The organism is Agromyces ramosus, assembly GCF_030817175.1.
Lineage (GTDB): Bacteria > Actinomycetota > Actinomycetes > Actinomycetales > Microbacteriaceae > Agromyces > Agromyces ramosus_A.
Genome location: NZ_JAUSYY010000001.1, coordinates 2,811,358 through 2,833,588, shown reverse-complemented (window position 1 = coordinate 2,833,588; position 22,231 = coordinate 2,811,358). Strand labels below are relative to the sequence as shown.

Annotated in this window: 17 protein-coding genes; 8 read left to right on the top strand and 9 right to left on the bottom strand. The window is 70.7% G+C overall.

The window, feature by feature from the left end:
* Positions 1–9 precede the first annotated feature (9 nt).
* On the bottom strand, positions 10–966 hold the full coding sequence (locus tag QFZ26_RS13290; RefSeq protein ID WP_307042860.1) for a glutamate ABC transporter substrate-binding protein: 957 nt from the start codon (positions 964–966) through the stop codon (positions 10–12).
* A 74-nt stretch (positions 967–1,040) separates the two neighbouring features.
* The gene (locus QFZ26_RS13285; protein ID WP_307042858.1) at positions 1,041–1,826 is read right to left on the bottom strand and encodes an amino acid ABC transporter ATP-binding protein; all 786 of its coding nucleotides are present in this window, start codon (positions 1,824–1,826) and stop codon (positions 1,041–1,043) included.
* A 152-nt stretch (positions 1,827–1,978) separates the two neighbouring features.
* Here QFZ26_RS13285 and QFZ26_RS13280 point away from each other — a divergent pair, with 152 nt between their 5' ends.
* On the top strand, positions 1,979–3,160 hold the full coding sequence (locus QFZ26_RS13280; RefSeq protein WP_307042856.1) for an ROK family transcriptional regulator: 1,182 nt from the start codon (positions 1,979–1,981) through the stop codon (positions 3,158–3,160).
* Entirely contained in the window at positions 3,160–4,068 is a 909-nt protein-coding gene (locus QFZ26_RS13275) for a Gfo/Idh/MocA family protein (protein WP_307042854.1), read from the top strand. The genes QFZ26_RS13280 and QFZ26_RS13275 overlap by 1 nt, the downstream gene beginning before the upstream one ends.
* On the opposite strand, the gene QFZ26_RS13270 is transcribed toward QFZ26_RS13275, so the two are convergent.
* A complete protein-coding gene (locus QFZ26_RS13270) occupies positions 4,069–4,605 on the bottom strand; it encodes a hypothetical protein (RefSeq protein ID WP_307042853.1) in 537 nt (178 codons plus the stop codon).
* Positions 4,606–4,663: 58 nt separating this feature from the next.
* The gene (locus QFZ26_RS13265) at positions 4,664–5,890 is read right to left on the bottom strand and encodes a hypothetical protein (RefSeq protein ID WP_307042851.1); all 1,227 of its coding nucleotides are present in this window, start codon (positions 5,888–5,890) and stop codon (positions 4,664–4,666) included.
* A 128-nt stretch (positions 5,891–6,018) separates the two neighbouring features.
* Between QFZ26_RS13265 and QFZ26_RS13260 the strand changes: the two genes are divergently transcribed.
* Positions 6,019–7,266 carry an endonuclease/exonuclease/phosphatase family protein gene (locus QFZ26_RS13260; protein WP_307042849.1) on the top strand — a complete coding sequence of 416 codons (1,248 nt, stop codon included), beginning with the start codon at positions 6,019–6,021 and terminating at the stop codon, positions 7,264–7,266.
* A 203-nt stretch (positions 7,267–7,469) separates the two neighbouring features.
* Positions 7,470–10,706 (top strand): glycosyl hydrolase family 95 catalytic domain-containing protein, encoded by a 3,237-nt coding sequence (locus QFZ26_RS13255; protein ID WP_307042847.1) that lies wholly within the window; start codon positions 7,470–7,472, stop codon positions 10,704–10,706.
* Between the two features lie 72 nt (positions 10,707–10,778).
* Here the strand turns inward: QFZ26_RS13255 and QFZ26_RS13250 are convergent, their stop codons facing one another.
* Complete coding sequence (locus QFZ26_RS13250; RefSeq protein ID WP_307042845.1) at positions 10,779–11,393, bottom strand: histidine phosphatase family protein; 615 nt, start codon at positions 11,391–11,393, stop codon at positions 10,779–10,781.
* A 174-nt stretch (positions 11,394–11,567) separates the two neighbouring features.
* On the opposite strand from QFZ26_RS13250, the gene QFZ26_RS13245 reads away from it, so the two are divergent.
* The 3 genes from QFZ26_RS13245 (at position 11,568) to QFZ26_RS13235 (ending at position 15,072) form a co-directional block, all read left to right on the top strand.
* On the top strand, positions 11,568–12,410 hold the full coding sequence (locus QFZ26_RS13245) for a class I SAM-dependent methyltransferase (RefSeq protein ID WP_307042843.1): 843 nt from the start codon (positions 11,568–11,570) through the stop codon (positions 12,408–12,410).
* A gap of 35 nt (positions 12,411–12,445) precedes the next feature.
* Positions 12,446–12,667 (top strand): hypothetical protein, encoded by a 222-nt coding sequence (locus QFZ26_RS13240; protein ID WP_307042842.1) that lies wholly within the window; start codon positions 12,446–12,448, stop codon positions 12,665–12,667.
* A gap of 98 nt (positions 12,668–12,765) precedes the next feature.
* On the top strand, positions 12,766–15,072 hold the full coding sequence (locus tag QFZ26_RS13235) for an ATP-binding protein (protein WP_307042840.1): 2,307 nt from the start codon (positions 12,766–12,768) through the stop codon (positions 15,070–15,072).
* Here the strand turns inward: QFZ26_RS13235 and QFZ26_RS13230 are convergent.
* Entirely contained in the window at positions 15,035–15,652 is a 618-nt protein-coding gene (locus QFZ26_RS13230) for a helix-turn-helix domain-containing protein (protein WP_307042839.1), read from the bottom strand. The two genes, QFZ26_RS13235 and QFZ26_RS13230, sit on opposite strands and share 38 nt — an antisense overlap.
* A 67-nt stretch (positions 15,653–15,719) precedes the next feature.
* On the opposite strand from QFZ26_RS13230, the gene QFZ26_RS13225 reads away from it, so the two are divergent.
* Positions 15,720–16,664: an NAD(P)/FAD-dependent oxidoreductase gene (locus tag QFZ26_RS13225; RefSeq protein ID WP_307042838.1), complete on the top strand. Its 945-nt coding sequence runs from the start codon at positions 15,720–15,722 to the stop codon at positions 16,662–16,664.
* A gap of 58 nt (positions 16,665–16,722) precedes the next feature.
* On the opposite strand, the gene QFZ26_RS13220 is transcribed toward QFZ26_RS13225, so the two are convergent.
* From QFZ26_RS13220 to QFZ26_RS13210, 3 genes are all read right to left on the bottom strand, one after another.
* Positions 16,723–18,633, bottom strand: coding sequence for a glucuronyl esterase domain-containing protein (locus QFZ26_RS13220; protein ID WP_307042836.1), 1,911 nt, complete (start codon positions 18,631–18,633; stop codon positions 16,723–16,725).
* 309 nt (positions 18,634–18,942) lie between these two features.
* Positions 18,943–20,727 carry a glycoside hydrolase family 35 protein gene (locus tag QFZ26_RS13215; protein ID WP_444876240.1) on the bottom strand — a complete coding sequence of 595 codons (1,785 nt, stop codon included), beginning with the start codon at positions 20,725–20,727 and terminating at the stop codon, positions 18,943–18,945.
* A 74-nt stretch (positions 20,728–20,801) separates the two neighbouring features.
* Positions 20,802–22,139 carry an ABC transporter substrate-binding protein gene (locus QFZ26_RS13210; RefSeq protein WP_307042832.1) on the bottom strand — a complete coding sequence of 446 codons (1,338 nt, stop codon included), beginning with the start codon at positions 22,137–22,139 and terminating at the stop codon, positions 20,802–20,804.
* Between the last annotated feature and the right edge of the window lie 92 nt (positions 22,140–22,231).

Sequence of the window (22,231 nt, the reverse complement as noted above, 5' to 3'; positions counted from 1 at the left end):
CCGCCCGCATCAGGAGCCGGGGACCGAGCCGATCGCCGGCGGCGTCGGGATGTCGGACTCGACGACGGTGCCGAGGCTGGCCTTCCACGCCTCGCCCCACTGGCCGCCCTCCTGGATCTTCAGCAGCCAGGTGTTGATGAACTCCTTGAACTCGGCGTCGTCGTGCTTGAGGCCGATGCCGTAGGGCTCGGAGGTGAAGGGCTGGCCCACGACCTTGAGCTGGTCGTTGGCGGCCGCGTTGCTGGCGAGCAGGGTGTAGTCCTGCACGTAGGCGTCGCCGCGGCCCTGGATCAGCGCCTGCACCGCCTGCGGGTCGGTCGCGAAGTCCACGAGCGTGGCGGTGGGCTGCTCCTCGGGCACGGCGGTGACAGCAGGCGTGTTGGCGCCCACGATGACCGTCTTGCCGCCCAGGTCGTCGATGCCCTTGATGTCGTCGTTGTCGGACTTCACCGCCACGGCGAGGCCCGAGCTGAAGTAGGGGCCGGCGAAGGAGACCTGCTCGGCGCGCTCCTCGGTGATGGTGTACGTGTTGAAGACGACGTCGACGGTGCCGTTCGCGAGGAGGGCCTCGCGAGTCTCCGAGGCGGGAGGCACGATCTCGACGTTCGGCTCGCCGAGGATGTAGATCGCGAGCAGCTTGGCGAGGTCGGCGTCGAACCCGGTGACGCTGTCGGGGTTCGTCGGGTCCTGCTGGGAGAGCAGCGGGGCGTCGAGGGCCTCGGCGACGACGAGCGTGCCGCGTTCCTTGATGGCCTCCATCGTGGAGCCCGGGAGGATGAGCTCGTCGTCGGCGACGGGCGCGTTCTCGAAGACCGCCGAGGTCTCGCTCCCGCTCCCGGAGTCGGAGGACTCGCCGGGAACGGCGGCCGAGCCCGATCCGCTCGAGCAGGCCGTGAGGGTGAGCGCGAACGCAGTGAGGACGGCCCCTGCGAGAGGCAGTTTCCTGCGCATGGAGGTGACTGACATGGCGTTTCCTTTCGGTGTTCTCTGGTGCGGTGGTGTCGTCGCGAAGTCGCGTCGACCCTGGTGGCTGCTCGGCTCTAATGCGTCAGCACGGAGGCCAGGAATGAGCGCGCCCGATCGGTCTGCGGCGCGTCGAAGAATGCGGCGGGCGTGTTCTGCTCCACGATGCGGCCCTGGTCCATGAAGACGACGCGGTCGGCGGCTCGACGGGCGAAGCCCATCTCGTGGGTGACGACGATCATCGTCATGCCTTCGCGCGCGAGGTCGACCATGACGTCGAGCACCTCGTTGATCATCTCGGGGTCGAGCGCGGAGGTCGGCTCGTCGAAGAGCATCACCTTCGGGTGCATCGCCAGGGCACGGGCGATGGCGGCGCGCTGCTGCTGGCCTCCCGAGAGCTGGGCGGGGAAGTGCCCGGCCTTGTCGGCGATGCCGACGCGGTCGAGGAGCGACAGGGCCTCGGCCTCCGCGGCGGCGCGCTTCACCTTCCGCACCTTGGTCGGAGCGAGGGTGAGGTTGTCGAGGATGGTGCGGTCGGCGAAGAGGTTGAACGACTGGAACACCATGCCGACCTCGGCGCGGAGGTTCGCGAGGCCGGGGCCCTCGACGGGGAGCCTCTCGCCGTCGACCCGGATCTCGCCGGAGTCGATGGGCTCGAGCCGGTTGATCGTGCGGCAGAGGGTGGACTTGCCCGACCCGGACGGCCCCACCACCACCACGACCTCGCGGGGCGCCACGTCGAGGTCGATGTCGCGGAGCACGTGCAGGGCACCGAAGTGCTTGTTGACGGCTCGCATGCTCACCATGGCGGTCGTCGACGCGGCGCTCGCGTCCGCATCTCGGTGTTCAAGCTGGGCGGCCATCTGTTCCTCGCATCGTCGTCGACTGGCAGTTCGGCCATGCTACTAAGTTGCATCACTAATGTGCAATTCTGGATTTACTTCGTCCAATTTCTGAATAAAGCCGCTACAGTACAGTTCAACCACGTGTTCCTGTACGGATTGGCTCAGCGACGATGACCTCGACCTTCGACACCGTGCCCGGACTCGATTCCTCGCCCGGCGGCATCCTGAACCTCGTGCGGTCGGGCTCGTCGTCGTCGCGTGCCGAGATCGCCCGGCTCGCGGGCCTCGCGCCGTCAACCGTCACCGCCCGGGTCGAGCAATTGGTCAGGCACGGTTACCTGCGCGAGGCCGGTCCGGGCAGCTCCCGGGGCGGGCGTCGCCCCACGCAGCTCGAGGTGAACCCCACGACCGGAGGGGTCATCGGCGTCGACCTCGGCGCCCGGCACGCCTCCTTCGGGCTCTTCGACATGGCCGGAGAGCTGCTCGCCGAGCGCCACCTCGATATGGACATCGCCGACGGACCGGAGAGAATCCTGCAGTGGATCGCCGACGTGGCGGCGACGATGGTGGCGGAGCATGCGGCACCGGGCCAGGTGCTCCGCGGCATTGGCGTCGGCCTCCCCGGCCCCGTCGACTTCCCCGGCCGGCGCCTCGTCTCGCCCTCGCGTATGCCGGGCTGGAACGGCCTCGACGCCGGGGCCCGGCTGAGCGAGCTCGCCGGCGTGCCGGTCATCGCCGACAACGACGCCAACCTCATGGCCCTCGGCGAGTACTCGAGCGCGCCAGACGACGTCAAGCACCTCGTCTTCCTGAAGGCCGGGTCGAGCATCGGCTGCGGCGTGATCGCGTCGGGCTCGCTGTACCACGGCTTCCGCGGCATGGCGGGCGACATCAGCCACGTCTCGGTGCCGAACGCGCCGGCCACGCTCTGCTCCTGCGGCCGGGTCGGCTGCCTCGACGTCGTCGCCGGCGGGGCCGCCATCGTGACGAGCCTTCGTGCGGCCGGCGTCGAGGTCGCCGACACCCGGGAAGTGCTGGTCATGGCCGGCAACGGACATCCGCTCGCCACGCAGATGCTGCGAGAGGCGGGCACCCGCACCGGCGGAGTGCTCGCCACGATAGTGAACTTCTTCAATCCGCAACGACTCGTGCTCGGCGGCAACCTCAGCGAGGCCGAGGCGTTCGTCGCCGGCCTGCGTTCCGCCATCTACACCGAGTGCCTCCCCATGGCGACCGACTACCTCGAGATCGCCGTCACGCGCACGAAGGCGCTCGGCGGCGTGACCGGCGCGGTCCGCATCGTGCTCGACCACCTGTTCGACGCCACGGTCATCAACGAGGCGCTTCGCTGATGCACGGCATCGCCATCGTGGGCGGTGGCAACATGGGCCGCACCCACGCCGAGGCGTGGTCGCGCCTCGGCCTCGGCCGAGACATCCGGTACATCTGCACCCCGTCGCCCGGCAGCGCCTTCCCGCATGCGCCGATGGCCCGATTCGTCACCGATCTCGACGAAGTGCTCGCCGACCCCGCGGCCGACATCGTGTCCGTCTGCACGCCGACCCCCTCGCATCCCGACCTGGCCATCCGTGCCCTCCGCGCCGGGAAGAGCGTGCTGCTCGAGAAGCCGATCGCCCTCACCGCCGCCGAGGCCGACGACGTCGCGGCGGCGGCCGCGGAGAGCAGCGGGATCCTGATGATCGCGCACGTCGTGCGATTCTTCGAGGGCTACCAGCGGGTGCGCGCCGAGGCGGAGTCGGGACGACTCGGCGTGCTCCGGCACGTGCGCGCGACCCGGCTCTCGGCAGCGCCGACGTGGGCGTCGTGGATCGCCGACGAGTCGAGATCGGGGGGCATGCTCGTCGACTTCGCCATCCACGACTTCGACCAGCTGAACCTGTTCCTCGGTCGCCCGGTCGCCGTCACGACCGTGCCGGCCGGCCCGCTCGGGCGGTTCGAGACGACCGTCGAGTACGCGGGCGGCGGGGTCGGCGAGGTCGTGACGTGCGCCGAGATGCCGCCCGGCACGCGCTTCTCCAGTTCGCTCGAGGTCACGGGTGATGCGGACACCGCCTCGTTCCAGTATCCGGATGCCGCGCACGACGACCCGTTCGCGCGCCAGGCCGCGTACTTCCTCGGCTGCGTCGACGAGCGAATCCAGCCCGAGTACTGCCCGACGGGGTCGGCGGTCGTCGCCCTCCGGGTCGCGCTCGCGGCGAGCGACTCGCTCCGGGCCGGCAGCACCGTCGAGCTCGACTGACTACGCGGCTCCGCCGAGGCCGACGCGATCGGGCACGGCGGCGGTGACGCCCCGGAGCCAGGGCTCCACCTCGGGCCAGGCCCGGGCGGTGGGGAGCCGGCGAAGCAGGCCTGCGAGCGAGTCATCCGGTCGGGGCCAGGGAATCACGCGATTGGGCGACGCGACCGCGAGCACGCCGAGCCACCAGTGCTTCCAGGTGACCGGCAGGGCCTCGGGATGCACCACCACGTAGTAGTCGGGCACGCTGATGGCGTGCCGCTCGACGGCCTCGACCGCGCGCTCTATCTCGAGTTCGAGCACGCCGTAGGTGGACTGGTCGTCGAAGAACTCGACCCATGCCGCGGCCACATGGGCGAGCGGGTCGTGGTCGTGCACGAGGTATGGCACGCTCGCGGTCGCCTCCCAGCGGGCGACATCGTCGTCGGATGCATCCGCGAACGTGGCTGCCCGTACGTTCGCGAACCCCTCGAGGGAACGGATCGCCGTCGTCGCCTCTTCGCCGACGACGACCAGTGTGGTGCCGGCCGGTGCCTCCATTTTCGCAGTCTACGTCTGCGCACCGCGCCGATCGAGCGACAGGCCGAGGTGGCCGCGCTCAGCGGCACGCCTTGGATTTCTCGATGAGCTCGTCGGACGGGCGCCCGTAGATGCTCTCGCCGTTGCCGTCGGCGGTGTAGCCCATGCCGATGGCCCACGCCGTGGCCCACGCCTCATTCTCCTCGGGGCTCGCGGGGCTGATGATCTCGCCGTAGCACTTCGAGACGATCGCGTGCCCCACCTCGTGGGCCACGAGCGAGGCGACGCCGTTGTCGGGCCACATCGCCGCGACGCTGTCGGTGAGCGTGATACTCGAGAATCCGGGGTCGGCTGCGGTCCAGGTCGCCGTTCCGGCGTACGAGCCGTCGAAACCGTAGCCGTTCACCTCGGGCGCCCAGTCGAACTCGAGCAGCACCCCGCCCGCGATCGACCGTGCGAACGCCTCGACCGCGACCCGGCGGTCGTGGAGGGGGCCGGCCTTCTCGGCCTCCTCGGCGGCGTGGGATGCCTGCGCGGCAGTGGCCGCGGCGACGTAGCGCTCGACGCGGGCCACGGCGTCGAGATTCCACGACGAGCCGATGGCGGCGATGAGCTCGATCGCCGCGTGCAGCTCGATGCGGTCGGCGTTGCGGGCCGAGCCGGTTGCCGCGTCCATCGCGGCCGCCGACGCCGGCAGCGTGCCCATGAAGACGACCCCGCTCTCGACGACGCCCGCCTCGGCAGCGTCGAGTGCCTCGGTGCGCTGCTCGAACGCTGCGGACGACGCGTCGACGCGCACGGTCGCGGCTCCCCAGCGCTCGGCCTCACGGTCGAGGTCGGTGATCCAGAACGGCCGCGACTCGGGACGGGGCGGCGAGGCGATGCGGGTCTCGGCGAGATCGGGATCGGACTCGAGGGCGGCAGCGAGCTCGCCGCCGTGCACCGCGAGGTCGGCCTTGGCCGCGGCATCCGTGTATCCGTCGGCGGCGGCCGCGAGCACCCCGACGGCGACATCGCTCGTGTACGTGGCATCCGCTTCCGCCTGCTGGAGCTGCTCGAGCTGGGCCTCGGCCTCGACGGCCGCCGCGCTGTATCGACCGATGGCGGAGTCGTAGCGGTCGTTCGCCGCGTCGAACATCAGGAGGACGGCGATCACGCCCGCGATGAGCAGTGCACCGATGGCGACCCAGCTCCAGATGACACGGCGCGACCACACACGGCCGCGTGGAGCCTCGGCAGGCGCGTCGATGGGCGAATCGGCGGGCGGCTCCCCCGGCGTCACCGGTTCATCGAGTTCGACAGTCACGAGAGCCAGTATCCCGATCCCGTCGGCCCGCGTCGATCCCGTCACCTCGGGTTCTTCCCATGGCCACCCGGCGCGCCTACCGTGGACTCATCGTTCGTCCGTCCCCCCGTTCACGAAGGAGAGAACGCATGTCCACGAGACGCATCGCCATCGCCGCCCTGGCGGCCACCGCCGTCGGGGTCCTCGCCGCTGCCACCCTCGGCGCCGGTGCCGCAGCCGCCACCCCTCCGCCCGGCACGGGCCCGACCGAGCTGCGCGTCGCAACGTACAACCTGTCGCTCAACCGCAACGCGCCGGGCCAGCTCGTCGCCGACCTCTCGTCCGGCACGAACGCGCAGGCGAAGACCGTCGCCGAGATCATCCAGCGCGCGAACCCCGACGTCGTGCTGCTCAACGAGTTCGACTTCGTCGAGGGCGGCATCGCGGCCGACCTCTTCCGCGACAACTACCTCGAGGTCTCGCAGGGCGGAGCCGACCCGGTCGAGTACCCGTATGCGTTCGTGGCACCCTCGAACACGGGCATCCCGAGCGGCTTCGACCTCAACAACAACGGCGTGATCGCCGGGGGCGACGACGCCTTCGGCTTCGGCGCGTTCGAGGGCCAGTTCGGCATGGCCGTGCTGTCGAAGTACCCGATCGTGCTCGACGAGGTGCGCACGTTCCAGCACTTCCTGTGGAAGGACATGCCGGGCGCGCTGCTGCCCGACGACCCGAACACGCCCGCGCCCGCCGACTGGTACTCCCCTGCAGAGCTCGACGTGTTCCGCCTCTCGAGCAAGTCCCACTGGGACGTTCCCGTCGAGGTGAACGGCAACACCGTGCACGTGCTCGCGTCGCACCCGACGCCGCCCACGTTCGACGGGCCCGAAGACCGCAACGGCCTGCGCAATCACGACGAGATCCGCTTCTGGGCCGACTACGTCACGCCCGGCAAGGCCTCCCGGTACATCTCCGACGACGCCGGCGCGACCGGCGGGCTGAAGCCCGGCGAGTCGTTCGTGATCCTCGGCGACCAGAACGCCGACCCGCTCAACGGCGACTCGGTCGATGCCGCGATCCAGCAGCTGCTGGAGCACCCGCGTATCACCGACCCGCTGCCGACGTCGGAGGGTGCCGTCGAGGCATCCGTGCTGCAGGCCGGCGCGAACCTCACGCACGAGGGCGACCCGGCCTACGACACGGCCGACTTCAACGACAACCCGGCGCCGGGCAACCTGCGCGCCGACTACGTGCTGCCCTCGCGCGACCTGCGCGTGCTCGACGCCGGCGTGTTCTGGCCGGTGCAGGCCGACCCGCTGTCGGCCCTGACGGGCACGTTCCCGTTCCCGAGCAGCGACCACCGGCTCGTGTGGGTCGACCTTCGAGTGCACCCCTGAATCGCCGTCGGGCGACGAGGCAGCGGATGCCGCGGGCACATGCCTGCGGCATCCCCGGTGTGCTCACGTGGTCGCGCTCCCATTGAACTGAGACTATACATCCGACGTATCCTCCGGCAGTATGGGGCGGGTTCTCGGATTTCCGCGTGCACTGTTGAGCGGACATCCTGAAACACCCGACCAATGATGTTCAGGGAGGCTCCATGATTCTCGAGTTCGATCCGCAACGCCGTCTCGTGCTCCAGCTGGGCGGGGTGCTCGCGATGGCACCACTGCTCGGCGATCTCCTTCGCCCCGGCGCCGCTTCGGCGGCCGTCCCGATGCAGGCGCGCGCGGCCCGCGCCGCCGCCGGCTCCGCGCTGGGCGCGCCGAGCCTCTCGCGGAAGTCCCTCTGGTACGGCCTGCCGGCCACCGACTGGGAGTCGCAGGCGCTGCCGATCGGCAACGGCCGACTGGGCGGCATGCTGTTCGGCAACCCCGACGAAGAGGTCGTGCAGTTCAACGAGCAGAGCCTCTGGGGCGGTGTCAACGATTACGACAACGCCCTCATGGGCCAGCCCGACGGCGCCTTCGACACCAGCATGACGGGCTTCGGCTCCTACCGGGACTTCGGCGCACTGACGGTCTCCTTCGCGGCTCGCCCGAAGGTGACCTTCCCCGGCGGGCCGTACAAGAGCTCGGCATCGGAGACCGTCGAGAAGAGCTACGACGGCAACTCACGCACCAAGTGGTGCATCGACGGCCCTCCCTCGTCGGTGGAGTGGCGAGTGGAGCTTCCCGACGCCACGGTGGTCTCGTCGTACAGCCTCACCAGCGCCAATGACGTCGCCGCCCGCGACCCTCAGAACTGGACGTTCGCCGGCTCCACCGACGGCGTGAGCTGGACGGCGCTCGACACGAGGGCGATCGCGCCCTTCGAGAGTCGATTCCAGGTCAAGCAGTTCAGCTTCTCGAACACGACGGCCTATCGCTTCTACCGCTTCATCTTCCTTCCGAAGGCCGGCGTCAGTCATTTCCAAGTGGCGGAGATCGGACTGACGGGCGTGAGCCTGGCCGGCGGCTCGCTCATCTACGTGTCCTCCCCCAGCGGCGACTCCGACGGCACCGGCGACGGCGCCGACCTCGCGCGCACGGTCGACGGCGACGTGAGCACCGCGTGGAAGGTTGCCGAACCCGGGTCCCGCGTGCAGTGGCAGCTCGACCTTCCCGCCGCGGTCGTCGCCTCCTCGTACGTGCTGACGAGCGCCGCCGATTCGCCCGGGCACGATCCGCGCCGGTGGAGCCTCGAGGCCTCGCACGACGGGCAGGCGTGGGTCGCGCTCGACACGCAGACCGCGGGTTCGTTCGCCGCCCGGGGCGAGGCGAAAACGTTCACCTTCGCCAACACGACCGCATACGCTTCGTACCGCCTGACGTTCGCCACGAGCTCGCCGACGACGCCGTTCGCGATCGGCGCCGTGGCGATCGTCGGAGCCTCCTTCGATTCACGCACCCAGCGCGCGGCGGTCGACTATCGGCGGGCCCTCGACCCGGCAGTCGGCGTGCACGTCACGTGGTTCGCCGGCACCGCCGGTCGCGTGAAGCGCGAGGCGTTCGCGAGCCGCACCGCCGATGTCATGGTGCTCCGGTACACGACCGACTCGGCTGCGGGGCTCTCGGGGACGATCAGCCTCGCTTCCGCGCAGGCCGACGCGCCGACCGTCGTCGAGGCCGGCGGAACGCAGCTGTCGTTCCAGGGCGTCATGGGCAACGGACTCGCGCACGCCTGCTCGGTGCGCGTCGCGGAGGCCGACGGCGAGGTCACCGCCGCGGGCAATGCCGTGCGCGTGACCGGATGCACGACACTCACGCTCATCCTCGATGCACGCACCGACTACGAGATGAGCGCGGCCGACGGGTGGCGCGGTGCGGCCCCACGTCCGGCGATCGATGCGGCCATCGCCGCCGCCTCGGCACGACCGTACGCCGAGCTCCGCGACGAGCACACCGCCGAGGTGTCCGAGCTCATGTCGCGAGCCTCGGTCAACTGGGGCGACACCGACGACGAGGTATCCGCGCTCTCGACGAGCCAGCGGCTGGCGCGCTACGCCACGGGCAAGGCCGACCCGACGCTCGAACAGGCGATGTTCGACTACGGCCGCTACCTCCTCCTCAGCTCCTCGCGCCCCGGCGGGCTGCCCGCGAACCTGCAGGGCCTCTGGAACAACAGCAACCAGCCGCCGTGGGCGTCCGACTATCACACCAACATCAACATCCAGATGAACTACTGGGGCGCCGAGACCACGAACCTCTCCGAGAGCCACACGGCGCTCATCGACTTCGTGCAGCAGGTGGCGGTGCCGAGCCGGGTGGCGACCCGCAACGCGTTCGGGCAGGAGACCCGAGGGTGGACGGCTCGCACGTCGCAGAGCATCTTCGGCGGCAACTCGTGGGAGTGGAACACCGTTGCGAGCGCGTGGTACGCCCAGCACGCCTACGAGCACTGGGCGTTCACTCAAGACCGCGACTACCTGCGCGAGGTCGGGTACCCGATGATCAAGGAGATCTGCCAGTTCTGGGAGGACCGCCTCGAAGAGCGTCCCGACGGGACGCTCGTCGCGCCCGACGGGTGGTCGCCCGAGCACGGGCCGCGCGAAGACGGGGTGATGTACGACCAGCAGATCATCTGGGACCTCTTCCAGAACTACCTCGACTGCGCCGACGCGCTCGAGATCGACGCCGACTACCGGGCGACGATCGCCGACCTGCAGGCCCGGCTCGCCCCGAACAAGATCGGTCGCTGGGGTCAGCTGCAGGAATGGCAGAACGACCTCGACGACCCGAACGACATCCACCGGCACACCTCGCATCTCTTCGCGGTGTACCCGGGCCGCCAGATCACGAGTGCGACGCCGGAGTTCGCCGCCGCGGCGCTCGTCTCCCTGAAGGCGCGGTGCGGAGAGAAGGACGGCGTGCCGTTCAGCGAGGGCACCGTCTCCGGTGACAGCCGCCGATCGTGGACCTGGCCGTGGCGCGCCGCGCTCTTCGCCCGCCTCGGCGATGCGCAGCGCGCCCGGTTCATGCTGCGCGGGCTCCTGTCCTACAACACCCTGCCGAACCTGTTCGGCAACCACCCGCCGTTCCAGATGGACGGCAACTTCGGCATCACCGGTGCGGTCGCCGAGATGCTCCTGCAGAGCCACGAGCAGGTCATCCACCTGCTGCCAGCGTGCCCCGACGAGTGGAAGGGCGACGGCTCCTTCACCGGCCTCCGCGCTCGCGGCGGCTACGAGGTCAGCGCCGCCTGGCACGACGGCGTCGTCACGTCATACGACGTCGTGGCCGACCGGGCACCCAACCAGGGCACCGTCATCGTGCGGGTGAATGGCCGCGACATGAAGGTGAAGCCGGCCAATCCGAAGACCGGGCACGCGATGCGGGAGATCGGCCCCGCGAGCTGACCGTACGGGGTCACTTCGGTGAGCGGATGCTCCGGGCCGACGCTCGGGGCATCCGCTCGCCGGAGTGCGGCGTCAGCCGGCGAGCGGCAGCGCCTCGGGGCGCTCGTCGAGCGGCGGCAGCACCTCGGCGATGTCGGCGCCGCCGACGGTGAGCACGCGCCACGAGGCATCCGTGAACCGGACCAACGACGACGACGCGTTGTCGAGCTTGGGGTAGTGCCACGTCTCGTGCCCGGTGATCGCGGCGAGCGTGTAGCGGATCAGCGTGCCGTGCGCGACTGCGAGCACTCGGGCGCGGGGGTGGTCGAGGGCGATGCGCTCGAGGCCGCGGATGCCGCGAGGCCCGACGGCATCGTCGGGCTCCTTGCCGGCGAAGTCGCGGTCGGGCCACCGGGTCTCGAGCTCGGCGACGTGCGTGCCCTCTGCGACCCCGAAGTCCTGCTCGACGAGTTCGTCGTAGCTCGCTCCGAGCGGCACGCCGAGCGTCGCCGCGATGATCTCGGCCGTCTCTCGCGCGCGCCCGAGCGGTGAGCTCACGACGACGTCCCACGGCTCGTTCGCGAGCACGGATGCCGCGACGCGCGCCTGCTCGCGACCCGTGTCGTTGAGCGGGATGTCGGTGCGCCCCTGCATGCGCAACGCGAGGTTCCAGTCGGTCTGTCCGTGGCGGATGAGGGCGATGTGCATGCCCTCCAACCTACGGGAGACCGGCTGGGCGGATGCCGCGTGGCCGCCGCTCGGCGCCCACCCACCCCGGGCCAACCCTGAGGAAATCTCCGTGTCCTGCACGGATGCGGCGGACGCGGCGCGCGAGCACGCTGAGCACAATCCCATTCGTTCGACACGTCAAGGAGACGATCGATGACCGACACCACCTCGCCCGACCAGACCGATGCCGACCGTGCGCTGAAGACCAGACACCGCACGATGTGGGCGTCTGGCGACTACCCGACCCTGGCATCCGACCTGATCTGGGAGCTCGGCCCGCGCGTCGTCGACGCCGCCGAGGTGCGCCCCGGCGACCGCGTGCTCGACGTCGCCGCCGGGAGCGGCAATGCGGCGATCCCAGCCGCCCTCCGCGGCGCGACGGTCGTCGCGAGCGACCTCACCCCCGAGCTCTTCGACGTCGGCCGGCGCATCGCCGCCGAGGCGGGCGCAGAGCTCGAGTGGCGCGAGGCCGACGCCGAGGCCCTGCCGTTCCCCGACGACGAGTTCGACGTGACGCTCTCGACGGTGGGCGTGATGTTCGCGCCGTTCCACCAGGCCGCGGCCGACGAGCTCGTGCGCGTCACGAAGTCGGGAGGTCGCATCGCCCTCATCAACTGGACTCCCGAGGGGTTCATCGGACAGCTGTTCAAGACCATGAAGCCGTATGCACCGCCGCTCCCCGAGGGCGCGCAGCCCGCGCCGCTCTGGGGCGACGAGCAGCACGTGCGCGAGCTGCTCGGCGACCGGGTGACCGACGTCTCCGCGGTGCGCCAGACCGTGGTCATCGACCGGTTCGACACCGGCGAGGAGTTCCGCGACTACTTCAAGAGCCACTATGGCCCGACGATCGCGGTCTACAACCGCATCGCCGACGACCCCGAGCAGGTGCGCGCCCTCGACACGGCGCTCGCCGAGCTGGGCCGAACCCAGGGCCTCGACGCCCCTGGCGGCGCCATGGAGTGGGAATACCTGCTCGTCACCGCCCGCGTGCGCTGACGGGGCATCCGCTCGATCCACCCGAAGGATTCACCATGCACCTCAGCGAAGACTACGCATCACTCGAACTGGCCCGGTTCGCCGAGCAGCAGATGCTGCGCGACCTCGAACGGCAGCGAGTGATCGCCGAGCGCCTCGCGGAGGTCGCCGGCGCCGGTGAGGGGGTGACGGATGCCGCGCGCCCGCGCCGCGGCATCCGTGCCCTGCTCCCCCGGCGCCTGCGCCCGCTGCAACCGCCGCGCCCCGCGCTGTCGTGACCGCGCCGGGCGGCCCGGCCGTTCGACGACGGCCCGAGGCGCTCGGATTCCGGGTTCGAACCGGTGCGGCGGCGGCAAACCGGTCGTACACTTGGCGCGTGCCGGGTCCGTCACTGACCCCGCGAGAAACCGCGGTCCTGGCCGCCGTCGAGCGGCGACTGAGCAACCCCGAGATCGCCACGGAGTTGTTCATCTCGGTGCGGACGGTCGAGAGCCACATCGCGAGCCTCAAGCGCAAGCTCGGCGCCGATACGCGTGTCGAGCTCATGAGCGCCGCTCGCGACCAGCGGGAGCGGCAGACGACCGTTCGGCTCCCCCGCAATGCCTTCGTCGGACGGGAGACCGACCTCGAACGGCTCGCCGGCCTGTTCGCCGAGCACCGGTGGATCACCGTCACCGGATCGGGCGGCGTCGGCAAGACGCGCCTCGCCCTGGAGTTCGCGGTCCGCGGGAGCGCCGAGCGCGCGCCCGTGGTCGTCGAGCTCGAGCATGCGGGGCCCGGCGATGTCGTCGCGCGCATCGCACGAGCGCTCGATCTCGAGGCGGCACCCGGAGCGGATGTCACCACGTCGCTCGCCCTCGCCCTCGCCTCGCACCCGTACCTGCTCGTGCTCGACAACGCCGACCGCGTCGGTGCAGCGGTGGGCGAGATCGTCGCACGGTTGCAGGCCTCGGCGCCCGAGCTGCACGTGCTCGCCACCTCGCGCACGCCGATCGGCGATGCCGCCGAGGCCGTGCTGACCCTCGCGCCGCTCGACGTCGACGGTCCCGATTCGGCGGCGCTCGCGATGTTCCTCGATCGGCTGAGCTCCGCCGGTCGGGCCGCGGCGGCGCCGATGACCCTCTCGACCTCGGCCCCCGCAACCGCCGACCGGCAGGTCGCCGCGCGCGTGTGCGCCCGACTCGACGGCCTGCCGCTCGCGCTCGAGCTCGCCGCCGCCGTCGTGCGCCACCTCTCGCTCGAAGAGCTCGCCGAGCGGCTCGATCGGGACTTCGCCACCCTCGACCGCGCCGTGCCCGAAGGTCGGCACCGCACTCTCGAGACCGCCTTCGACTGGAGTTGGGACCTCCTCACCGACGAGGAACGCGAGGTGCTGCGCCGGCTCGCAGCGCTCCCCCGGACCTTCGACGTCGATCTCGCCGCGGCGGTCACGCACCCCGGCGCGGAGGGGGTCGTGCTGCGCCTCCTCGACCATTCGCTCCTCGTTCCGGCGGGCGGGCGGCCACGCCGATTCCGCCTGCTCGCCGTGATGCGCGAGTTCGTGCACGCCCGCACCGACCCCGTCGTCATCCGCGAGGTGCTGCAGCAGCACGCCGAATACCTCGCGTCCACCACCCAGGGGTTCGTCCGGCAGGCGCGCATCGACGACAGCCCCCAAGCGCACCACGTCTCGGAGACCCTCTGCCCCGAGGTCAACGCCGCACTGCGGTGGGCGCTCGCGGCGGGGCATCCGGCGGCCCTGCGCCTCGCCTCGTCACTCTCGATCGGCGTCGAGCAGTACGGCTCCGACGTCGACAGCGTGCGCACGCTCGCGATGGCCGCTCGCGATGACGTGGTGCTCGCGTCGGCCTCACCCGAGCAGCTCCTGCTGCTCGGGAACGCCCTGTTGTTCCTCGACGTCGAACTGGTGGGCGAGCTCGCCGAGCGCGCGCTCGTGCTCGCCGGGGACAGCGACGACGACCGGGCCCGGCTTGCCGCCCGGCACCTCGCCGGCGCTGCCGACGCGTATCGCGAGCGCGAGGCATCCGCGCTGGAACACCTCGCGGTGGCCGAGGAGCTCGCGACCGCCCTCGGCGACCAGTGGGAGCTCGCCTCCGTGCGGCAGATGCGCGGCATCGCCCACCTGCACGCCGCACCCCGCCAGACCGAGCGGGCGCTCGTCGAGTTCGAGGCCGCGATGCGCGGCTACGCGCTGGCGGGCGACACCATGCACGTGAACAACGCCCGCTTCATGATGGCGTTCGCGGCGGCCGAGAGCGGGCTCGAACCGGACCGGGCGGCGAGATGGGCGTCGGAGTGCGTCGACTACGCACGCTCGGTCGGCAATACGCACGAGCTGGCCCACGCGTGCCTCGTGCAGGCCCGGCTGCACCCCGAGTCCCCGGCGGAGGCCGACAACATCGATTCCCTCATCGCCACGTTCCGCCGTCTCGGCGACCTTCGGTGTCTGACCCGCAGCCTGCTGTTGCAGGCGCGCACCGTGAGCCCCGAGGCGAGCGTCGGCCTGCTCGAGCAGGCGCTCTCGGTGGCCGAGACGGCGGGCGACCGCGGCCACCAGGTCACGGCGCTCGAACGGCTCGTCGACGCGCACCGGGCGCTCGGCGACGGGGTCCGCACGCAGGTCGCGCTGGGGCGCCTCGAGGCCATCACGCGGTCGGATGCCGCGGTGGCGGCGCCGGCGTAGCCTCACCCGCGCCCGTGCGCACATGCACCCGCTCGCCCTGCACGCTCAGCAGGTTGAGGATCTCGGCGGGCTCGGTCGAGGCGCTGACGTGCCCGTGCGGCACGCGGGTGTCGAATTCGGCGGCCTCACCCGGTTCGAGGATGAGCTCGCTGTCGCCGAGAGCGAGCCGGACCCGGCCGCTCAGCACGTAGATCCAGTCGTAGCCCTCGTGGGTCTTCTGCTCGACCGGCCGGTCGGGCGGATGTCCCGGCAGCACCATCTTGTAGGCGTGCACGTCGGGGTTCTGCCGGGTGAGCGGGATGATCGCCTTGCCGTCACGGTAGAACGGCTTCGGGTGGATGCGGGGGTCGGCGATCTGCGGTGCCCCCACGAGGTCGTCGAGGTTCGCACGGTACGCGGACGCGATGCGGATGAGCAGCTCGAGGGTCGGCCGGCGCAGGCCCGACTCGAGCCGCGAGAGCGTGCTCGTCGAGATGCCGGTCTCTGCGGCGAGTTCGGCGAGGGTGTAGCCGCGGCGGTGGCGGAGGTCGCGAAGCCTGGGCGCCACCGCGTCGAGCATCGCGTCGAGGTCGTCGGGCATGTGCGGCTCCTTGCTGTTTCGGCAACGCGCGTTGCGTCCCCGAGCAGGCTATCGCGAGAGTGGAGGCATGCAGCGTGAATCATGGGATGTCATCATCGTCGGCGGCGGCAGCGCGGGACTCAGTGCCGCGCTCATGCTCGTGCGCGCCCGGCGCCGCGTACTCGTGCTCGACGGCGGCGCACCGAGGAACCGCTTCGCCGCGCACATGCACGGCGTGCTCGGTCGCGACGGCTGGTCGCCGCTCGAGCTGCTCGCGCAGGGGCGCGCCGAGGTCGAGCGATACGGCGGCGTCGTGCGCACGGCCGAGGTCGCGAGCGCGAGCGCCGAGCACGGCAGCGAGCCCGGCTTCGCCGTCAGCCTCGCGACCGGCGAGCGCCACGTCGCCCGGCGGATGCTCGTGGCCACCGGCCTCCGCGACGAGCTGCCCGGCATCCCGGGCCTCGCCGAGCAGTGGGGCAACGGGGCCGTCGTCTGCCCCTACTGCGACGGGTGGGAGGTGCGCGACCGGCGCATCGGCGTCATCGCGACCGGCGAGCGGAGCATCCACCAGGTGCAGCTGCTGCGGCAGTGGTCGCCGACGGTCGTCTTCTTCACGAACGGCACGGATGTCACGGCCGACGACCTGAGCGGGCTGACCGCCCGCGGCATCGGCGTCGAGCGACGGGCCGTCGACCACGTCGTCGCCGACGACGACGGCCTGCTCCGCGGCATCCGTCTCGCCGACGGCTCCGAGGTGCCCCTCGACTCGATCTTCCTCGGCCCGCGGTTCGCGCCGAACGACGCACTGCTCGTCGGGCTCGGGGCGGAGGCGGGCGAGGGCTTCGGGCCCGGCGGCGACTGGGTCGGCGTCGACCCCACCGGGCGCACGAGCGTGCCGGGGCTCTGGGCCGCCGGCAACGTGGTCAGCCCCGGGGCATCCGTGCCTGTCGCCGCCGGTGCCGGCAACCTCGCCGGCGCCGCGATCAACGCCGACCTGATCGACGAGGAGATCCGGCTGGCGCTCGCGGGGTGACCGGTGAGGCGGTGATCGGCCCCGTCGGGCCGATCGCCGCCTCACCGACCTCGTTTCCCTACTTCTCGGGCCCTTCGGCATCGCAGCTGCTGTCAGCAGCCGTGATGCTCGTGAAGGTGTAGACGTCGTCGCCGACCTTCAGGGTGGTGACCATCGGCGCGTCGGCCGAGCACGAACTCGTGTGCCGGACCTTGATGTTGTAGCCGTTCTCGATCACGCCCGGCTCACTGCTCCAGCCGCCTCGAGTCTGGTACTCGCCGCCGACGATGCTGATCGGCGTCGGGCCGGTCAGGCCCTCGACCTTCCACTTCTCGCTGCTCACCTTCGTGCCCGCCTCGACGGAGGTCGCGTCGGAGAAGGGTGCGAAGTCGAGGATCTTCCTGCTCGCCTCGATGAAGGACGGCCAGCCGGGGGTGGCGGTGTGACCGGCGTTCTGTCGCCGGAACCCGATGTACCCGTCGATGAAGGCCTGATCGAACGGCGGAGTGCCGCCGATCGACTCGCAGGGGCCGGACGTGAACTCCGTGCCCGGAGGCACGACGAGTCCGTCGACGCCGACCAGGTTGTAGACCGGCGTCGCGTTGGCGCCGGCCAGGTACATGCCCCGCGGGTCGGCCCACGCGTCACCGGCGTTGCCACCGGTGATGTAGACCACCCGCGGCGCGGCCAGTGCCACCAGCGAGTGCCCGTCGACACTCATCAGCTCCAGCTTGCGCGGCTTGTAGGTGCCGTTCTCGACGAGGCCGACACCGGGGTTCTCCGGATCGTCGACGAGCGAGCCCATCCACTTGAAGTAGTTCCCAGCCATCCAGTGGTACTCACGGCTCTCGCCGGTGTTGCCCGCGTAGTCGCCGTCGTTCTCGAGCTCCTGTCCGTAGTGGCGGCGGTTCATGTGCGCCCCGAGCGAGCCCGAGGAGCTCGTGTAGGCCGCCTTGATGCGCGCATCGTAGGCGGCGGCGACGATCGTGGCCTTGCCGTACCGCGAGTGCCCCTGCAGGCCGATGCGGTCGGCGTCGACGCCGACGAACCCGGTGGGCTCGTCGAAGAAGTCGATGAGCCGGCTCACACCCCAGCTCCACGCGGCCAGGGTGCCCCAATCGTCGGGGGTCCGCCACTGGCCCTTGTTGATGAGGCCGATGATGTAGCTCGACAGGTTCGCCCCTCCGCTATCCGGCTGCAGCTCGTTGTTGGCGAACGCGAAGATGCCCCAACCCTGCGGCCCGAGATTGGACCAGTTCTGGGTTCCGCCGAACACGATGACCACCGGCACCTCGGTGCCGGCGTCGTACGAGGCCTGGGGAACGCGGAGCGTGCCGAAGATCCGCGGGGTGTTCCGCAGCTCGGGGTAGCTCGACGTGTCGATGTTGCCCGCCACCGTGCGCTCGACGTAGGCCACGCCGTTCGCGGTGCCGGTCGTGATCTCGCCGAGCTCCCACGTGATGTCGGGCCAGAGGCTCCGGTCGGGGATCTTGCCGTAGAGCTCCTCCTGGACCGCCTCGAAGATCTCGGGGCGCCGTTCGTTCCACCAGTCGTCCGGCGTGGTCACCGGCGTGCCGTCCTTCATCTCGAGGAGGTCGATCGGCGTGTACTCCCAGCCGTCGACGGCGGCATTGTCGCCGGTGCCGTGCCCATTACCGGCGACTCCGTGCCCGTCGTCGTAGTTCGCCCAGAGGCCGCCGAGCGCTCCCCGGCGCACCGGGTGGCCGCACGCATCCCACCAGAGCCGCTCTTCCGGCGTCGTCGCGACGTTCAGCGGGCGGTTCGGATCTTCGGCCCAGGGGCCGAGGGCCGGCTTCTCGTACCCGACCTGGCAGAGCATCTGGTCGCGGTCCTCGGCCGTCGAGATCGTCGCCGCCGGCTTCGCCCAGAACTGGGCCTCGCAGTCGGCTTGGGCATCGGCCTGGGCGGGCGGGGCTGCGCCGGGGTCGACGAGCATCACCGCGCACAGCGCCGTTGCCGCGAAAGCCACGAGCACGCGAGGCAGAAGGCCCCTTGCACGTCGCATGGTGGCGCGCCGCCGGTCGGCGCCATCCTCGGGTCCGCTGCGCGGACCGCTCAGTTCCGGAATCTCCATTGGTTCCTCCCGTTCGATGGGCGCACTCGGCGCATCGATGAGCCGGCGTCGACGCCGACGTGCTCCCGCACATCGGCGCCGATCAGTCGCGGCCCGCCGAGGTGGCGCGGCGCCTTCGAGACGAAAGATACTCCAGAAAGCGCTTTCTGGAAACCGCTTTCTCGAGAGCGCGCTCTCACGCTTCCCCGATCCGGCGCGGCGAGCTCAGATCTCCGTGTGACCGAGCTCGGGCGAGGCGACGAGCCGGATCTCGGACTTCGCCATCGCCTCGAACTCGAGCACCACGACCTCGTTGCGCCCAGCGCGCGTGACGGGCGACGGCACGAACATCGTGCGCTGCGGGCCGCGACGCCAGTAGCGCCCGAGCAGGAATCCGTTCACCCACACGAGACCCTTGCCCCAGTGCAGCGTGTCGAGGAAGAGATCGGCCGGGGCATCGAGCTCGAGCGCAGCCGTCGCGAGGAACGGGCCGGCGGGCACCGGCAGCGCATCGACGTCGGCGTCGGCGGCAGCGCTCGCGACGACGGCAGGCACGCGCTCGAGGTCGAGCGGCCGCGCGGTCCAGCCGGCCAGCTCGACGCCGTCGAGGGTGACCCCGCCGATGAGTCCCTTGTGCTCTCCGATGCGGGTGCCGTAGTCGACCCGACCCTGATCTTCGACCACGATGGCCAGTTCGCCACGCGCGTCGGGCAGCGTGATGGCCCGTTCGTGCGCATCACGGGCGAGCACGCCGACGGGAGTTCCATCGATGAGGATCCACGCGCGGTCGCGCACCTCGTCGCCGATCGCGAGCGTGGCGGGTCCGCCACGCTCGATCGTCGTGGTGAAGACCACGACACCCCGGTAGTGGCCGAGCTCGTCGAATGCGGGCATCCTGTCGACGGCCCGCGCATCGCCGAGCTGCGCGGCGGCGCCGAGCAGTGACACGACCGGCCGCAGCGGCACGGTGAGCTCGGGAGCGGGCGATGCACCGCCCGGCCTCTCGTCGGGTACCTCGGCGTAGCGCGAGATGACCTCGCGGAACGCCCAGTACTTGGCCGTCGGATGCCCCGCCTCGTCGAGTGGCGCGTCGTAGTCGTAGCTCGTCGTGATGGGCGCGTACCGGCCCTTGTCGTTGGCGCCGCTCGTGAGCCCGAAGTTGGTGCCGCCGTGGAACATGTACACGTTCACGGAGCCGCCTGCGGCGAGCAGCGTGTCGAGCTCCGCAGCGGATGCCGCGGCATCCGTCGTGTGATGGTGCGATCCCCAGTCGTCGAACCAGCCGCACCAGAACTCCATGCACATGAGCGGCCCCGTGGGCTGGAACTCGCGCAGGGTGGCAAGGCGCTCGGCCGTGCGGGAACCGAAGGAGCCCGTGAGGTGCAGGCCGGGCAGGCTGCCGTCGGCGAGCATCTGCGGCGTCGGCTGGTCGATCGTCGTGAGGGGTACGGTGATGCCAGCTTCACGGGTGACGCGCACGAGCTCGGCGAGGTAGGCCTTCTCGGCGCCGTAGGCGCCGTACTCGTTCTCGATCTGCACGAGGATGACCGGACCGCCGACGTCTAGCTGACGGGGCGCGACGATCTCGTACACGTGACGGAGATAGTCGGTGACCGCTTGCAGGTAGTGCGGTTCCGCGCGCCGGATGCCCACCTCGGGGTCCCGGAACAGCCAGGCGGGAAGCCCGCCGTTGTCCCACTCCGCGCAGATGTAGGGTCCGGGCCGCACGACCGCCGTCATGCCCTCAGCCGCAACGAGGTCGAGGAACCGGCCGAGGTCGAGGGCGCCGTCGGCGCGCCACTCACCGCGGTGACGCTCGTGCGCGTTCCACGGGACGTAGGTCTCGATCGTGTTGAGCCCCATCAGCCGCGCCTTGTGGATGCGGTCGGCCCAGAGGTCGGGGTGAACGCGGAAGTAGTGCAGCGCTCCGGCGAGGATGCGGTACGGCCGTCCGTCGAGCTCGAAGTCGGTCGCGCCGATGGCGAAGCGGGAGTTGGCGGTCACGTGCATCCGTTCTGGGTGGTGGGACTGGGCAGTGACGAGGCCGGCCGGGCACAGCCGGCCGGCCTCGTCGTGGACCGGTGCTACTCGCTGACCGAGAAGCCCTGCTCGTTGCCGTATTCGACGAGCTGGCTCTGCCACTCGGCGAGGCCGGCGTTCAGGTCGGCCTTGTTCGCGTACGACTGGCCGACGGTGTCGCCGAAGATGCTGTTCGCGAACACCTGGTAGGGCAGGTACGACCAGCCCGTCGCGACATCCTTCGAGGCCTGCGTGAGCACCTCGTTGATCTTCTGGCCGCCGAAGTACTCCGACTCGAAGCCGGTGAAGTCGGGGTCCTCGAGCTGGGCGGTCGTCGACGGGAAGCCGCCGCTCTCGAGGAAGACCTCGATCGACGCGGGGTCGCTGTTCAGCCAGCGCAGGAACGCGGCGGCGAGCGCCGGGTTCTTGCTCTGCGTGGTGACGGACTGTCCGCCGCCGCCGTTCTCGGCGGTCACCGGGGTGCCGTCATAGGTCGGCAGCGGGGCGACACGCCAGTCACCGGCGGCGTCGGCCACGCTCGACTCCAGCACGCCCGGCATCCAGGCGCCGATCGGGAGCGTCGCGATCGACCCGTCGGCGAGGCCCTTGAACCACTCGTCGGTCCATCCGGGGGTCGTGGCGACGAGGTCCTCCTCGATGAGCTGGTTCCAGACGCCGGTCCACTTCTGGGTGCCCTCGTCGGCGAGGTCGACGGTGATGTCGGTGCCGTCGATGGCGAACGGGCGGCCGCCGGCCTGCCAGATCATACTCGTCGCGAAGCCCGCGTCACCGGTATCGGAGGTGATGAACTTCGTCGGGTCGGCAGCGTGCAGCTGACGCGCGGCCTCGACGTACTCGTCCCAGGTCGTCGGCACGGCGATGCCGAACTGGTCGAAGACGCTCTTGTTGTAGAACAGGGCCATGGGACCCGAGTCCTGGGGCAGGCCGACGAGCTTGCCATCGATGTTCACGCTGCCCCAGGTGGAGGCGCTGAACTGGTCTTCCAGCTCGTCGAGGCCGTACTCGCCGAGGTCGACGAGGGCGTCGGAGAGGGCGAACTGCGGGATCGCGTAGTACTCGATCTGCACGACATCCGGTGCACCGGAGCCCGCCTTGATCGCGTTCTGCAGCTTCGTGTACTCCTCGGTGTTGGTGCCGGCGTTCACGAGCTCGACGTCGACGTTCGGGTACGCCTCCTCGAACGCGGCGACCTGGGCCTCGGCGCTCGGGGTCCAGCTCCAGTAGGTGAGCTTGCCGCCGGCCTCGAGTGCGGCGTCGAGGTCGGTCTCAGCGGCGGCGGTGCTGCCGCCTCCGGTCGAGCAGGCGGCGAGCGCGCCGACCGCGAGCATCGCGGTCGCGGTGACCGTCAGGGTCCGCCGGAGGGCGGTACGGGCGATGGTCATGGGGGTGATTCCCTTCACTTCGTTGTGCCATGTGATCCGGGGCAGGACGCTCCGGTCGAGCGGGTGGGTGGGGTTCGACATGCGGTGCCGCT